We start from the raw sequence: 13,330 nt of genomic DNA, 5'->3' as shown, positions 1-13,330 counted from the left end.
TGGGAAGTACGTGCCCCGTAACCCTGAGGGCGAATGGTTCGGTCTGTTCGGCCGCGGAACTCCGTTCCGTATCAGCATCGCTGCGGGCCCGTCCTACCTGGCTACGACCGACGGGACCGGCAGCACCAACGGCGCCCGCACCCCCGATGCCGCGGCCCTCGACATCGTCGGCGACCTCGACGCGCGATTCGAGGCCACCCTCGACAACTGGGGCGCCGCCGGATCTGTCGAGCTGTGCGGTAAGGGCGCCATCACCGGTAACCAACGTTCGTGGCTCCTGATGATGCGTGACGGGCGCCTGCACTTCGAATGGTCCGCGGATGGCGCCTCGACGATTCAGGCGGACTCTACGGTGCTGCTGCCCATTCCGGCATCCCGGCGCATCGCCGTACGGGTGACGCTCGACGTCAACAACGGCGCGTCGGGCAACACGACGACGTTTTACTACGCCGACACGATCGGCGGCACGTGGACGCAGCTTGGCGCACCGGTGGTCAACTCCGGTACGACGTCCATTTTCAACGGGACGGCCGTGCTGGCCGCTGGCAACGGGTGGCCCGAGCTGGCCTTTCCCGGGCCGTCCGGCAAGGTTCACGCGTTCGAGCTGCGCAACGGGATTGGCGGCGCGGTGGTCGCAAGCCCTGACTTCACGGTTCAGACGCCCGGCGCCACATCATTCGTTGACGGCGCAGGCCTCACGTGGACCGTGTTGTCAGGGAGCGAGATAACCAACCGGTTGACCCGGTTGGAGTACGAGGTACCCGAGTGGCCGCCGGAATGGTCGGCGTCCGAGCAGGACGCATGGACGTCCATCACGGCCGCGGGCATCCTGCGCCGCCTCGGACAGGGCGCAAAGCCCCTCGCCTCGACACTGCGCCGCCGTATCCCCTCGTACAAGCCTCTCGCGTACTGGCCGATGGAGGAGGGGAAGAACGCCGAGCAGGCCTGCTCCCCTGTCGCGGGTGTGAGGCCGCTGCAACTGGGGCCGGCGAACTGGGCCGCGGCCGACTCGCTCGCGAGCTCCAACGCGCTTCCTACGATCGACTCGTCGACGTCGACCGCCTGCGACATGTACGGCCGTGTTCCCCCGCCTCACACGACCGTGACGCGGTGGTCGGTCGAGTGGGTGTACCGGCTCGACACGGTCAACACCACGCTGCGCACACTCATGCGGATCGTCAGCGTTGGCACCATCCGCGAGTGGTTCATCCAGCAGCGCAACGACATGACCCGCATTCTCGGCAAGGACGACGACGGCAAGACCGTCTATACGCAGGACATCGGTACCGGGGCCGACCTGTACAAGCAGTGGATACGGGTTCGGTTCGCTGCCATCCAGAACGGCGGCACCGTCGACTGGAACATCACGTGGACGGACGTTGGCGGCGACGCCGGATTCTTCTCCGGAAGCGTGGCGGGCAACGTGGGGCGCCCAACTGGGGTGGCCTCGCCGCCCGATGGCTACTCCTCCGACCTCAACGGAATGTCGCTCGGCCATATCTCCGTGTGGACCACCGACAGCACGCCCGCATTCGACAAGGCCATCGACGCATGGACGGGTGAGACCGCGGGCGCGCGCATGGTCCGGCTGTGCCAGGAACAGGGCGTGCCGCTCACGATCGTGGGCAACATCGCCGATACCGCACCGGTAGGGCCCCAATCGCCGGCGCCCCTGCTCGACCTGCTGCGCGAGTGCGCCGAGGCGGACGGCGGGATATTCGGCGAAGTGCAGGACCGGCGCGAGCTCATGTACCGCACGCGCGCCAACCTCTACAACCAAGAGCCTGCGCTCACGCTCGATTACGCCGCCGGGCAGGTGGCGCCGCCGTTCAAGCCCGTCGAGGACGACACCGTACGCAACAGTTGGGAGGTCAGGCGCGCGGGTGGATCCAGTGGTACCGCGGTCCTCGACGAGGGCCCGCTCTCCGTCCTCGACCCGCCGGACGGGATCGGCCTGTACGAGGACTCAGCGTCGCTCAACCTGTTCGAGGACGAGCAGGCCGAGCCGATGGCGAATTGGTTGCTGCACCTGTCGACGTGGGATGAGGCCCGATACCCGTCGGTCACGGTCCTGCTGCACAAGGCGCCCGAGCTCATCCCGGCCGTTCTCGCACTGCGCGAGGGCGACAAGATTCGCATCGTGAACCTGCCTAAGCGGTTCACCGGGTCGGGCACTGCCGAGCTGCTCGTCGACAGCCTCGCCGAGACGCTCCTCCCGCGTGCATGGACGATCACTTTCAACTGTTCGCCCGCTGGCCCGTGGACCGTTGGCGTCACAGATGATCCGGTCCTCGGCATCGTCGACAGCGGCGCAACCACGCTCGCCGAGGCGGTCGACACCGACGACACTGTGTTGCTGATCAACGTTGCCGACGGCCTGCCGTGGCTGTGGGAGACCAATTTCGACATCTGGGTCGCTGGGGAAACCATGACCGTCACGGCTGTCATGGGCGACGTCGGCGACGACTTCAACCGGTCTTACGTGGGTGGGTGGGGCACCGCGGATACCGGCGAAGCGTGGACGTTCATCGGTGGCAGCGCCTCGGACTACAGCGTGCAGGGGGTGTGACCGTGGCAGACCTGTACGCCTCATACACAGCGCTCGCTGCGAGCGAGGTCGAGGGCATGTCATACGAGCGCCGTAGCGTGCCCGTGACGGGCACGACGTGGTCGGCTATCGCCATTCACGGTGGCGGCATCGAGGCCGGATCTGGCGAGATGGCCCGCGCGGTCGGCGCCGGGCTCATGAACCACTACGAGTTCGCCGGGATTAAGAGCGCGAACAACTGGGACTTGCACGTCACCAGCACGAATTTCGACGAACCGACCTGCTTGGGCATCGTCACGGCTGCGCGACGCTGCCTGTCCTTCCACGGCTACACCGGCACTACGGACGTGGCTGAGACGTCCCTCGGTGGCCTCGACACTGCCACCGTGGCCCGCGTTCAAACCGCGCTGCAATACGCCGGATTCCGCGTGATCACTGCCGCGCAGGAGATCAACGGTAGCGACCCCGCGAACATCGCCAACAAGACGACGATCACAGCGGGTGTTCAGATCGAGATGAGCGCGGCCCTGCGTGCGTCGTTCTTCCCGAACGGCGACACGTCCAGGGCGATGCGTGACAGCGGGCAGCGAACGGCCACGTTCAGCCGATACGTGGCCGCGATCCGGTCCGTGTTCGATGGACAGGGCACGGTGTCGCAGGGCAGCGTGAACGTGAGCCGCTGGACGACCGTCCCCTACAGCGCCGCGGACATCGACATCGTGGCGGGCATGAGCACCGACAAACTCGCCGTGGGTGGCTCCCAGTTCCTCAACTTGGCGGGCCGCTTCGTGGACGTGAATAACGCCTACTTGGCGCGCGTCGCGTTCAACACTGACCAAACCGTCACGCTCACATTGCGCAAGCGGGTAGCGAGCACGGAGACGCTCCTCGCGACGGCCGCCAACACGTCCGGCCTTACGCACGCCGCGGGCCGCATGTTCACGGTGCGGTTTCAGATCACCGGCAGCACGCTGCGGGCGAAAGTCTGGCTTGCGGGGGCCGCGGAGCCGTCGGAGTGGTCCGTGACCACGCCAGACACCAGCCTTACCGCGGCGGGCGCGGTCGGTACCCGCTCCATCCTGTCGACGACGAACACCAACGTTCTACCGGTGGTCGCCAGTTACGACGGATTCCGGCAGCTGGCCCCGCAGCGTATGCGGGTGGTGCGGTCCGTCAACGGGATCACGAAGGCACAGCAGGCAGGCGCCGCCGTCCGGCTCGCCTATCCGTCCATCATCGCTCTGTAAGGAGGCTCGGCACTGTGACTCAGTGGCAACCGGGCATGGTCATTACGGCCGCGCGGCTCATCGACGGCCCGCCGACGATCACCACCTCGGCCGGGCTCACCCCGGGCTCCGGGTTCACCGTCAACGACTTCCGCGGCTACCGGTGCGGAAAGAACGTCGAGCTGAACATGTACCTGTTCCGGTCCGGGGCGACGATCCCCGTATCCGGAACGGGCAACTTCACGCCCGATGTTGCCGCCTGCACTGTGCCGTCCGGGTGGCGCCCCACCAGCGGCACGACTAACGGCAACTGGGACGACGGCACCGCCGAGGGCGGATTCGTCATCGGCACGGACGGTATCTGCACGCTCCGCACCACCAACGGTGAGGCCATCGTGGGCGAGGCGTCGAGCGCCGGAAACGGCAGAAACGTCCGCTTGCACATCACATTCATTCTGGACAACTAGGCCACCGCGCCACCCGAACACCCCGCACGCCCCGCGCACCGCGCCGGGCGTTTTTTCATGCCCTGGAGGCATCATGACCAGCACTTGCCGCGGTATCGACGTGTCCGCCTATCAGGCCTCGATGGATTGGGCCGCGCTCAAGTCCGACGGTCTCTCTTTCGCGTTCGCCAAGGCGTCCGAGGGACAGAACACGCGTGACGCCCGGTTCGCCGCGCACATCAAGGGCATCAAGGCCGCAGGCCTGATCGCCGGCGCCTACCACTTCGCCTGGCCGAACCAGGACCCCGCCCGCGAGGCTGCGAACTACATCGCCGCCGTCCGTCCGCACGCTGGCCCCGGGTTCCTGCACTGGCTCGACCTGGAGGCGTACAGCGACCGCCGCAACTACCGCGGGCGCACTGCCGAGCAGATCCGGGCGTACGCCGCCGCGTGGATCGCCGCCGTGCAGAAGGCGTTCCCTGGGCAACGTGTCGGCATCTACACGAGCGCCGACGACATCGCCCACGGCCACGTGCCCACGGGCGTACCGCTGTGGTACCCGGCGTACCCGGGCGCGAGGGTCGACACGTTCGCCGAGGCCGAGGCAGCGAGCAGGCCCACCCCGTCCGGGCGCACCGTCACGATCTGGCAGTTCACCTCCACCCCCGCCAAGGGCCCGCGCGTCGACTCGAACCTCTGCTACATGTCCGCGTCCGCGCTGCGTACGTGGGCCGCGGGCGACACCGCGCCGAGCAAGCCGTCGACGCCGAAGCCGTACAGCCCGCCGCCGTTCCCGAGCGGCCTCGCCCCGAACAAGGCCCGGCCGTCCGCCGTGACGCTTCAGCGCGCGCTGAAGAAGGCCGGACACATGGCCAAGAGCGTTCCGGAGTCCCCGAACTACGGGCCGAAGACTCAGGCCGCCGTCGCCAAGTTCCACAACGCGCACCCGCAGTACCGCGCCGCGGGCAAGAGCTATGACCCCGCGATCGGCCCCAAGGGTTGGGCGGCTCTGTTCCGCCTCGCCTACGGCAAGTAGGCCACCGAAAAACCTCGAGCATCGCCGCCCGCCCGGCATCGCGCCGGGCGGGCCCCACCCCTCACACCCCCGGAGCAACCCCCCATGAGTCCCGCCGCCAAGCGCACCGCCCGCACGGTGTTGCAAACCCTGCTCAGTCTCGCCGCCGTCCTGCCCGCCCTCGTCGACACGGACGGCATCGCCGAGGCCCTGCCGTGGCTCGCCACCGCTGCCGCGGGCGCCGGCGCCCTCGCCCGCATCATGGCCATGCCCGCTGTCGAGCGCCTGCTCGACCGCCTCGGCCTCGGCCTGGTCGACAACGACGGGAGCCCGAGCGCGTGACGATCCCGCCCCCGCACGACCCCGTCTCTGTTGCCGTGGAGCTGGAGAAGCTACGCGGCACCATGGCTGAGGGATTCGCCCGCGTAGATGGGTCCCTGGCCCTGCTCGTACAGCGTGGCGACCAGACCGATAAGGCCATTGACGACCACGAGAAGCGGCTCGACGCCCTCGAACGCAACCGGTGGCCGCTCCCTGCCGTGGCCGCACTGACGGGCGTTGGTGCGCTCGCCGTGTCCGTGTGGCAGATGGCCTCCCACTGAATCGCAGACGCCCCCCGTACGGCCACACAGGGCCGCGACGGGGGGCGTTCTCTGCGTTCCCTGAACCAGTCCACCCCAACGCCGTACCCTCGAAACATGGCTGAGCACCTGGGGGACCGGATCGCCCACCTTCGGCGCATGGCGAGGCTGACCCAAGAGGCACTGGCGGAACGATCCGACCTGTCCGTGGACACGATCAAGAAGCTGGAGCAGAAGCGGAAGCACTCCGCCCGGCTCCCCACTCTGCACGCCCTTGCGAAGGGCCTCGGCGTCGAGCTGACCGCCCTACTTGGCGACCCGCCCGGCGTCCCCTCAACAGGCGAGGTCGACCCGCCCGAGCTCGTCAGCTTGAGGCGTGCCGTGATGCCCCCGTTGTTCGCCCCGCCCGCGGAGCCGAGCGACACCGAGCGCCTCACCGCGCGGCTCCTGCGCCGGGAGATCGCGGACGCATGGACGCTGTACCACGCTGCGGAGTTCGGGCGCCTCATGACCGTGCTGCCCGGCATCATCAGCGACGCGCGGTTCACCGCCTCGGTAGGCAATGCAGGCGACCGCGCGACCGGACAGGCAGCTCTCGGCAAGTCCCTCCAGCTCGCTGGCCACCTCGCGATCCGGCTCGGCAAAATCGACCTCGCTCTGTCCGCGCTCGAACGCGCGATGACCGCAGCCGACCAGTCCTCCGACCCCCTGCTCACGTCCATGGTCAGTAACAGCGTGGCCTGGAACTACCAACGACAGAACAGGCTCGACGACGCAACGAATCTCGCCGTCTACGCCGCCGACAAGGTCGACCGGGAACAGGCCGACACCGCCGAAAAGGTGCGCGTGTGGGGCGGCCTGGTCATGTCGGCCGCGACCAGTGCGGCACGTTCCGGGGACTACGACACAGCCAACGACATGATGACAACCGCCGAGGACGCCACCAAGAGGCTCGCCAAGCTACCCCCACCCAGCGACAGCAAGCTCGTGTCAGTGTTCAGCCGCTCCTCGGTCCGCATCGAACGAGTACGCCTCGCCGTGCAGCACGCACGGCCCGAGGAAGCCCTACGCCTCGCCAAGGGCATGCGCCTGTCGGCCGACACGCCTCCGTCGTGGCGTACGTGGCTGCTCCTCGACGTGGCGCGGGCACACGCCGACCTCGGCGACGCAGAGGGAGCTGTGAGAGCCCTCACCAGGCTTTATGAGGTGGCGCCCGGATGGATGGCGCACCACACCCTTGCCGTGGCCATCGTGAGCGACCTGTGGGCCGGGCCTGCGCGCCCTCCTGGGCTGCGGAAGCTCGCCGAGTTCCTCGGAGTGGCCGCGTAAGGGCGCAAAAGGGGGACGTTCCGTCCCTGTGAGCCTGCCCGCCCTCGCATGAGGCTGGTCGTCAGACGGACGACATGAGGGGCTGGCGATGGCGCACACCACGAGAGAGCGACTGTCCGAAGCGATCGACCTGTTCGGCCACGACGGCGCGTTGGTCGTGTTCCACGACCATGACGACCCGTGCGGCACCACCGCGGAAGGTGCGGACCTCCCCCCGCTCACGCGGCTCGACTCCCAACACCCCGAACTGAGCGAGAAGGTCTCCAAGGCCAACGCTCGGAGTCGGGGCGAACTCCTCTAGTGGCTCGGACGATGAGCCACCTGACGATCCCCCCGGCCGCCGACCTGTCGTTCCCGCAGTTCCAGGGGTGGGCTTGTGTGTTTTGCAGCGCCTCATTCATGCACGGCCGCCCTGCTCAAAGCGTCGGCAGGACCCGCGACCGAAACGGCAACCCTGACGTCGAGGTCTACGCCTGCGCGATCCCCTGTAAGCCGATGCAAGGAGACAAGCGGTGAGACTCATCTGTTGCCGATGCGACCGAGGGATCGAGCCTGGGGAGCGGCCACAGCAGCACGTCCATGACCGCAACTCGGGCGCGCCGCTCGTGAACTACAGCCACCGTGACGGCTGCCCACCGCGGTACCCGAAGGCCCCCGCTGCGTGCGTTGCGTCGCGCGTGTAGCGGAAGGGTCCGCCGTCGGGTCCCCGTCCGACTGCGGGCCGCTCATGAGACGACCCCCGGCACCTCAACAGGCGCCGGGGGTCGTTGCTGTCCTGCGCCGCTATGGAAGGTCGTCGCTCACAAGGTCGGCGACGGTTACGCCCATGGCGCGGGCGAGGGCGTAAAGGACGTCGAGGTGGCAGCCGTGGCGGCCGGATTCGAGAGAGACGACTGTGCGCGGGGCAAGGCCAGCGTCGTGTGCGAGCTGTTCTTGGGTGAGGTTCCGCCGACGCCGCTCGGTTCTCACGCGGTCGGCGACGAGGCGCCGGAAGTCCGGGAGGCCGGGCGGGGGATCGTGCACCTGACTACGCTCACGGGATCATGGTGAGGAGTCACGGCAGAAAGTTGCCGATTGTGTGATCACGAACGCCTAGGTAGCCTGAACCATCCGTTCCGCTACGGCGCGCCTGCGCCGGATGGTGCGGGGTCCGTTCAGGGCTGGTAGACCCCTGGCGGAACACGACAGGGCCCCGGGCGCTTCACCCGGGGCCCTGTCTCCTTTGTGGCCTAGCTGTCTGACCTTCGGTTATGCGCCATGCGGCCAGTTAAGCGTTTTACCTTCATTGTCGTGGAACAGCGTGCCGTTCCAGTCCCACACAATGTGCGCAGTTCCGTTCATCCCCATACCAAGAACGTACCCGGCCCCACTGACATCCTCGCCGCAGCCGCCGTAGCAGCGGGCGCCGCAGCCGCCCTAGCTGCGGGCACGACAGCCCGCGGGCAACCCCACCCCCGGGTGCCGTTACAGCGGCCGGGGCAGGCCGCTGAGGCGGCGGAGCAGGCCGCTGCAGCGGCGCGGCGGGGGTCAGTCCCCCAACCCCACCAGGTTGGGAATCTCCTGCGTGGCGAACCACAGCAGCTCGTGGTCCTCGGCCCCGTCGACAATGAACTGGGCGTCGTCGTCCCCGACATCCGCCGCGCCGAGCGCCCCCGCCGCAGCGGCGACATCCTCCTCGGCATCGCCCGAGTCGACGTGCACGGCGGCCGCCTTCGCCAGCGGCACCGCCCCGGAGACCCGCACCTCGCCGAGCGCCTCGGGATCGAGCCCCCGGTCGGGATCGGCGACCGCGGCCCGGTCCGGGACGTCGACCGCGACGACAACCCGCCGCCGCGCCACCCCCGGATCGACCGCGAGCAACCGCAGCGAGGCCAGCGCGGCACGGCTGAGCGCCGCGTATTCGAGCTCCTCGATGTCGTCGGAGAGGTACCACTCACGCAACGCGGGCGTGACGGCGTACGCGACGAACGGTCCCGCCTCCAGCTCCCCCGTCTTGTACGCCTCGGCGAGACCGGAGAGGGTCAGAGGGACGTAGACGCGCATGGCTGGCCACTTTCGTAGTCGGAGGGCTCCGGAGGAGGGCGGTCCCGCGCCTCCCGCAGGAGCCTTCAGGATACGTGCGGGCGTCCCCTTTCGAGTCCCCATCCGCACCCTCCGGGGCGTCCACCCCCGGCCCGGGATTCACCCGGTACACCCCGCTCCCCCCAAGGCTCCGACACCTCCCGGCCACCCTGATAGGTGAACTTTCGGGCCGCTACGGCGCGCGCTCAGCGTCCTTGCGAAGGCCCGCTCCCGCCTCGTACAAGATCCCCAACGCAAAAGTTACCGCCCGGTATCAACCGGGCCCAGCGAGCGGGGACGACGCATGAACAAGGTGATGACCAGGACCAAGCGCCACCCGGGCACCCGCCCGCCCGGCCGCCAGGACACCCGCCGCCCGGGCACCACACCACCCCGCTCCCCCGGATCGGGCACACCCCGCAGGACCCCGGACAACAGCCCGCCTTCGACACCGCCCGGCTCAGGCACGTCCCGCCCAATCCCGACCACACCGACCACACCGCCGAGCACCCTCCCGCGAACGGCATCGACCGGCGCCCTCCCAGCAACGGCGGCAACCCGCAAGCCGCCGCGCCCGACGCCCAACGGCGACGGCGGCCCTCCGGGCGCCACGATGCAGCCCCCTGGCGGCGGAGCCCCGCCCCGCCCCACCGACCTCTTCGCCGACCGCCTGCTCGCCGTACTGAGCGGTCAGCGCCCCGTCCACTGCATGCTGCGACACACCGCGGGCCGTGCCTACGACGAACTGGCCTGGCTCGCCGAACGCGGCCCCCTGCGTACCCGCGGCACCCGCCCGGTCGTCCGCGACGTCGGCTACTACGTAGCGCGCCGCGGCGCGATCGAGGCCTTCGCCCGCATCGGCGCCGGCGACCAGCTGCGCGCCATGGCCTTCCGCCTGGAACGGGGCCCGGACCTCCGCTGGCGCTGCACGGCCGTGGAACTGGGCGGCCCCCGTATGCACCGCACGGACGCCGACTGAGCCCTGTCCACGCACTGGCGCACCGCCTGAGCCCGCCTGCGCCCTATCCGGACCCTTGCCCGGCAACGCGAACGGCTGGGCAACGCGAAGGGCCGTCGTCCAGGCAACGCGAAGGGCCGGGCACCCCAAGGTGCCCGGCCCTCACAAACATCCGCGACCGGCGCGCGCGGTGACCGGGTCACCGCTCGCGCGCCGCGGCCGTCACTTCTTGCGCCGACGTGCGCCCTTCTGCTGCTTGCGGCGCTCCGCGCGCGTGAGGCCGTCCGCCTCGGAGCGCACGGGCTCGTCGTCGCTGATGAAGTCGCCCTCGACGATGCCGCCCTCGCCGTCCACCTTCGGCGCGGAGAAGTGCAGCCGGTCCCGCCGCTGCGGGGCGTCGAGGCCCTTGGCGCGGATCTCCGGACGCGCCGCGCCAGCGGGGACGACGTCCTCCTTGTCGAGGGACGGCACGGCGTCCGCGACCGGAACCTCCTCGACCTGCTGCTCGACCTGGACCTCCAGGTTGAACAGGTAGCCGACGGACTCCTCCTTGATGCCTTCCATCATGGCGCCGAACATGTCGAAGCCCTCGCGCTGGTACTCGACCAGCGGGTCCTTCTGCGCCATGGCCCGCAGGCCGATGCCCTCCTGGAGGTAGTCCATCTCGTAGAGGTGCTCGCGCCACTTGCGGTCCAGGACCGACAGCACGACCCGGCGCTCCAGCTCACGCATGATCTCGGAGCCGAGCTGCGCCTCACGGGCCTCGTACTGCTCGTGGATGTCGTCCTTGATCGACTCGGAGATGAACTCGGCGGTCAGGCCGGCACGGTCGCCGGCCGCCTCCTCCAGCTCGTCGACGGTGACCTTCACCGGGTAGAGCTGCTTGAAGGCGCCCCACAGCCGGTCCACGTCCCACTCCTCGGCGAAGCCCTCGGCGGTCTCGGCCCCGATGTACGCGTCGATGGTGCCGTCCATGAAGTGGTGGATCTGCTCCTGCAGGTCCTCGCCCTCCAGGACGCGGCGGCGCTCGCCGTAGATGACCTCGCGCTGCCGGTTGAGGACCTCGTCGTACTTCAGAACGTTCTTACGGGTCTCGAAGTTCTGCTGCTCGACCTGCGACTGGGCGGAGGCGATCGCGCGCGTGACCATCTTGTTCTCGATCGGCACGTCGTCGGGAACGTTCGCCATCGACATGACGCGCTCGACCATCTGCGCCTTGAAGAGCCGCATCAGGTCGTCGCCCAGGGAGAGGTAGAAGCGGGACTCGCCGGGGTCGCCCTGACGGCCGGAACGACCGCGCAGCTGGTTGTCGATACGCCGGGACTCGTGGCGCTCGGTGCCCAGTACGTAGAGCCCGCCGAGATCCTTGACCTCGTCGTTCTCCGCCTGGACCGCCTTCTCGGCCCGCTCCAGGGCGGCGGGCAGCGCGGCGGCCCACTCCTCGATGTGCTCCTCGGGGTCGAGGCCGCGCTGGCGCAGCTCCGCCTCGGCGAGGTCGTCCGGGTTGCCGCCGAGCTTGATGTCCGTACCACGACCGGCCATGTTCGTGGCCACGGTCACGGCGCCCTTGCGGCCGGCCTGGGCGACGATCGTCGCCTCCCGGTCGTGCTGCTTCGCGTTCAGCACTTCGTGCTGGATGCCGCGCTTGGAGAGCTGCTGCGAGAGGTATTCGGACTTCTCGACCGACGTCGTACCGACGAGGATCGGCTGGCCCTTCTCGTGCTTCTCGGCGATGTCGTCGACCACCGCGTCGAACTTGGCGACCTCGGTGCGGTAGATCAGGTCCGACTGGTCCTTGCGGACCATCGGCTTGTTGGTCGGGATCGGGACGACGCCGAGCTTGTAGATCTGGTTGAACTCGGCGGCCTCGGTCATCGCCGTACCGGTCATGCCGGAGAGCTTGTCGTAGAGGCGGAAGAAGTTCTGCAGGGTGATCGTGGCGAGCGTCTGGTTCTCGTCCTTGATGTCCACCCCTTCCTTCGCCTCGATCGCCTGGTGCATGCCCTCGTTGTAGCGGCGGCCGGCGAGGATACGGCCGGTGTGCTCGTCGACGATCATGACTTCGCCGTCGATGACGACGTAGTCCTTGTCCTTCTTGAAGAGTTCCTTGGCCTTGATGGCGTTGTTCAGGTACCCGACGAGCGGCGTGTTCACCGACTCGTACAGGTTGTCGATGCCCAGCCAGTCCTCGACCTTGGAGACGCCGGACTCGTGGATGCCGACGGTGCGCTTCTTCTCGTCGACCTCGTAGTCGCCGGTCTCCTCGATGCCCTTGAGCTGGTTGCCCGGCTCGCCCTTCTTCAGGCGGGTGACCAGCTTGGCGAAGTCGCCGTACCACTTGGTGGCCTGGTCGGCGGGGCCGGAGATGATCAGCGGCGTACGGGCCTCGTCGACGAGGATGGAGTCGACCTCGTCGACGATCGCGAAGTTGTGGCCGCGCTGCACCAGTTCGTCCTGCGACCACGCCATGTTGTCGCGCAGGTAGTCGAAGCCGAACTCGTTGTTCGTGCCGTACGTGATGTCGCACGCGTACTGCTCGCGGCGCTGGGCCGGCGTCATGTTGGCGAGGATGCAGCCGACGCTCAGACCCAGGAACTTGTGGACGCGGCCCATCATTTCGGAGTCGCGCTCGGCCAGGTAGTCGTTGACCGTGATGAGGTGAACGCCGTCTCCGGAGAGAGCGTTCAGATACGCGGGCAGGGTGCCGACGAGCGTCTTGCCCTCACCGGTCTTCATCTCCGCGACATAGCCGAGGTGGAGCGCGGCGCCACCCATCATCTGCACGTCGTAGTGGCGCTGGCCGAGGACGCGCTTGGCGGCCTCGCGCACCGTGGCGAAGGCTTCGGGCAGCAGGTCGTCGAGGCTCTCACCGTCGGCGTACCGCTGCTTGTACTCATCGGTGAGGGCGCGCAGCTCGGCGTCGGAGAGGTCGACGAAGTCCTCTTCGATGGAGTTGACCTGGTCCGCGATGCGGTGCAGCTTGCGCAGGATCTTGCCTTCGCCTGCACGCATGATCTTCGAGAGGACGGACACGGGGGTTTGTCTCCTTGCCGGTCGGGCCTGGGACGGTCGGTTTCAATGACAGATTCAAATCACAGCTTGAGCAACGGCCATCGTAAGCGAGGACCCCACCGCGCCGGGAGGTCTGCATGTGACAGCCACTAGG

General features: G+C 68.5%; 12 protein-coding genes. 9 read left to right on the top strand and 3 right to left on the bottom strand.

Annotated features, from left to right (window positions below; all coding sequences use genetic code 11):
• The first annotated feature begins 280 nt into the window (after positions 1-280).
• The 8 genes from C4B68_RS24345 (at position 281) to C4B68_RS24310 (ending at position 7,446) form a co-directional block, all read left to right on the top strand.
• Entirely contained in the window at positions 281-2,569 is a 2,289-nt protein-coding gene (locus C4B68_RS24345) for a hypothetical protein (RefSeq protein WP_143674383.1), read from the top strand.
• On the top strand, positions 2,491-3,795 hold the full coding sequence (locus C4B68_RS24340; protein ID WP_306511466.1) for a poly-gamma-glutamate hydrolase family protein: 1,305 nt from the start codon (positions 2,491-2,493) through the stop codon (positions 3,793-3,795). Before C4B68_RS24345 ends, C4B68_RS24340 begins: the two co-directional genes overlap by 79 nt.
• A 14-nt stretch (positions 3,796-3,809) precedes the next feature.
• Positions 3,810-4,241 carry a hypothetical protein gene (locus C4B68_RS24335; RefSeq protein ID WP_143674380.1) on the top strand — a complete coding sequence of 144 codons (432 nt, stop codon included), beginning with the start codon at positions 3,810-3,812 and terminating at the stop codon, positions 4,239-4,241.
• Between the two features lie 73 nt (positions 4,242-4,314).
• The gene (locus tag C4B68_RS24330; RefSeq protein ID WP_099504280.1) at positions 4,315-5,256 is read left to right on the top strand and encodes a glycoside hydrolase family 25 protein; all 942 of its coding nucleotides are present in this window, start codon (positions 4,315-4,317) and stop codon (positions 5,254-5,256) included.
• Positions 5,257-5,340: 84 nt separating this feature from the next.
• Positions 5,341-5,577, top strand: coding sequence for a hypothetical protein (locus tag C4B68_RS24325; RefSeq protein ID WP_099504278.1), 237 nt, complete (start codon positions 5,341-5,343; stop codon positions 5,575-5,577).
• Entirely contained in the window at positions 5,574-5,837 is a 264-nt protein-coding gene (locus C4B68_RS24320) for a hypothetical protein (protein ID WP_099504276.1), read from the top strand. The genes C4B68_RS24325 and C4B68_RS24320 overlap by 4 nt, the downstream gene beginning before the upstream one ends.
• A 96-nt stretch (positions 5,838-5,933) precedes the next feature.
• Positions 5,934-7,145, top strand: coding sequence for a helix-turn-helix domain-containing protein (locus tag C4B68_RS24315; RefSeq protein WP_099504274.1), 1,212 nt, complete (start codon positions 5,934-5,936; stop codon positions 7,143-7,145).
• Positions 7,146-7,233: 88 nt separating this feature from the next.
• Complete coding sequence (locus C4B68_RS24310) at positions 7,234-7,446, top strand: hypothetical protein (protein WP_099504272.1); 213 nt, start codon at positions 7,234-7,236, stop codon at positions 7,444-7,446.
• A 482-nt stretch (positions 7,447-7,928) separates the two neighbouring features.
• Here C4B68_RS24310 and C4B68_RS24300 read toward each other — a convergent pair whose 3' ends face one another.
• Both C4B68_RS24300 and C4B68_RS24290 read right to left on the bottom strand, forming a co-directional pair.
• Entirely contained in the window at positions 7,929-8,168 is a 240-nt protein-coding gene (locus tag C4B68_RS24300) for a helix-turn-helix transcriptional regulator (protein ID WP_099504270.1), read from the bottom strand.
• A gap of 504 nt (positions 8,169-8,672) precedes the next feature.
• The gene (locus C4B68_RS24290) at positions 8,673-9,188 is read right to left on the bottom strand and encodes a DUF6912 family protein (RefSeq protein WP_099504268.1); all 516 of its coding nucleotides are present in this window, start codon (positions 9,186-9,188) and stop codon (positions 8,673-8,675) included.
• A gap of 322 nt (positions 9,189-9,510) precedes the next feature.
• On the opposite strand from C4B68_RS24290, the gene C4B68_RS24280 reads away from it, so the two are divergent.
• Positions 9,511-10,185 (top strand): Rv3235 family protein, encoded by a 675-nt coding sequence (locus tag C4B68_RS24280; protein ID WP_099504266.1) that lies wholly within the window; start codon positions 9,511-9,513, stop codon positions 10,183-10,185.
• A gap of 201 nt (positions 10,186-10,386) precedes the next feature.
• Here C4B68_RS24280 and secA read toward each other — a convergent pair whose 3' ends face one another.
• Positions 10,387-13,197 carry a preprotein translocase subunit SecA gene (gene secA, locus C4B68_RS24275; protein WP_099504264.1) on the bottom strand — a complete coding sequence of 937 codons (2,811 nt, stop codon included), beginning with the start codon at positions 13,195-13,197 and terminating at the stop codon, positions 10,387-10,389.
• Positions 13,198-13,330 lie beyond the last annotated feature (133 nt).

The sequence above is a fragment of the Streptomyces dengpaensis genome, from assembly GCF_002946835.1.
Classification (GTDB): Bacteria; Actinomycetota; Actinomycetes; order Streptomycetales; family Streptomycetaceae; genus Streptomyces; species Streptomyces dengpaensis.
Note: the sequence above shows the minus strand (reverse complement) of the source record. Positions and strands in the feature narration are given on the sequence as shown.

Coding starts and splice junctions, on each gene's coding strand:
- C4B68_RS24345 (WP_143674383.1), top strand. CDS start 281: ATGATGCGTGACGGGCGCCTGCACTTCGAATGGTCCGCGGATGGCGCC.
- C4B68_RS24330 (WP_099504280.1), top strand. CDS start 4,315: ATGACCAGCACTTGCCGCGGTATCGACGTGTCCGCCTATCAGGCCTCG.
- C4B68_RS24325 (WP_099504278.1), top strand. CDS start 5,341: ATGAGTCCCGCCGCCAAGCGCACCGCCCGCACGGTGTTGCAAACCCTG.
- C4B68_RS24315 (WP_099504274.1), top strand. CDS start 5,934: ATGGCTGAGCACCTGGGGGACCGGATCGCCCACCTTCGGCGCATGGCG.
- C4B68_RS24310 (WP_099504272.1), top strand. CDS start 7,234: ATGGCGCACACCACGAGAGAGCGACTGTCCGAAGCGATCGACCTGTTC.
- C4B68_RS24290 (WP_099504268.1), bottom strand. CDS start 9,188: ATGCGCGTCTACGTCCCTCTGACCCTCTCCGGTCTCGCCGAGGCGTAC.
- C4B68_RS24280 (WP_099504266.1), top strand. CDS start 9,511: ATGAACAAGGTGATGACCAGGACCAAGCGCCACCCGGGCACCCGCCCG.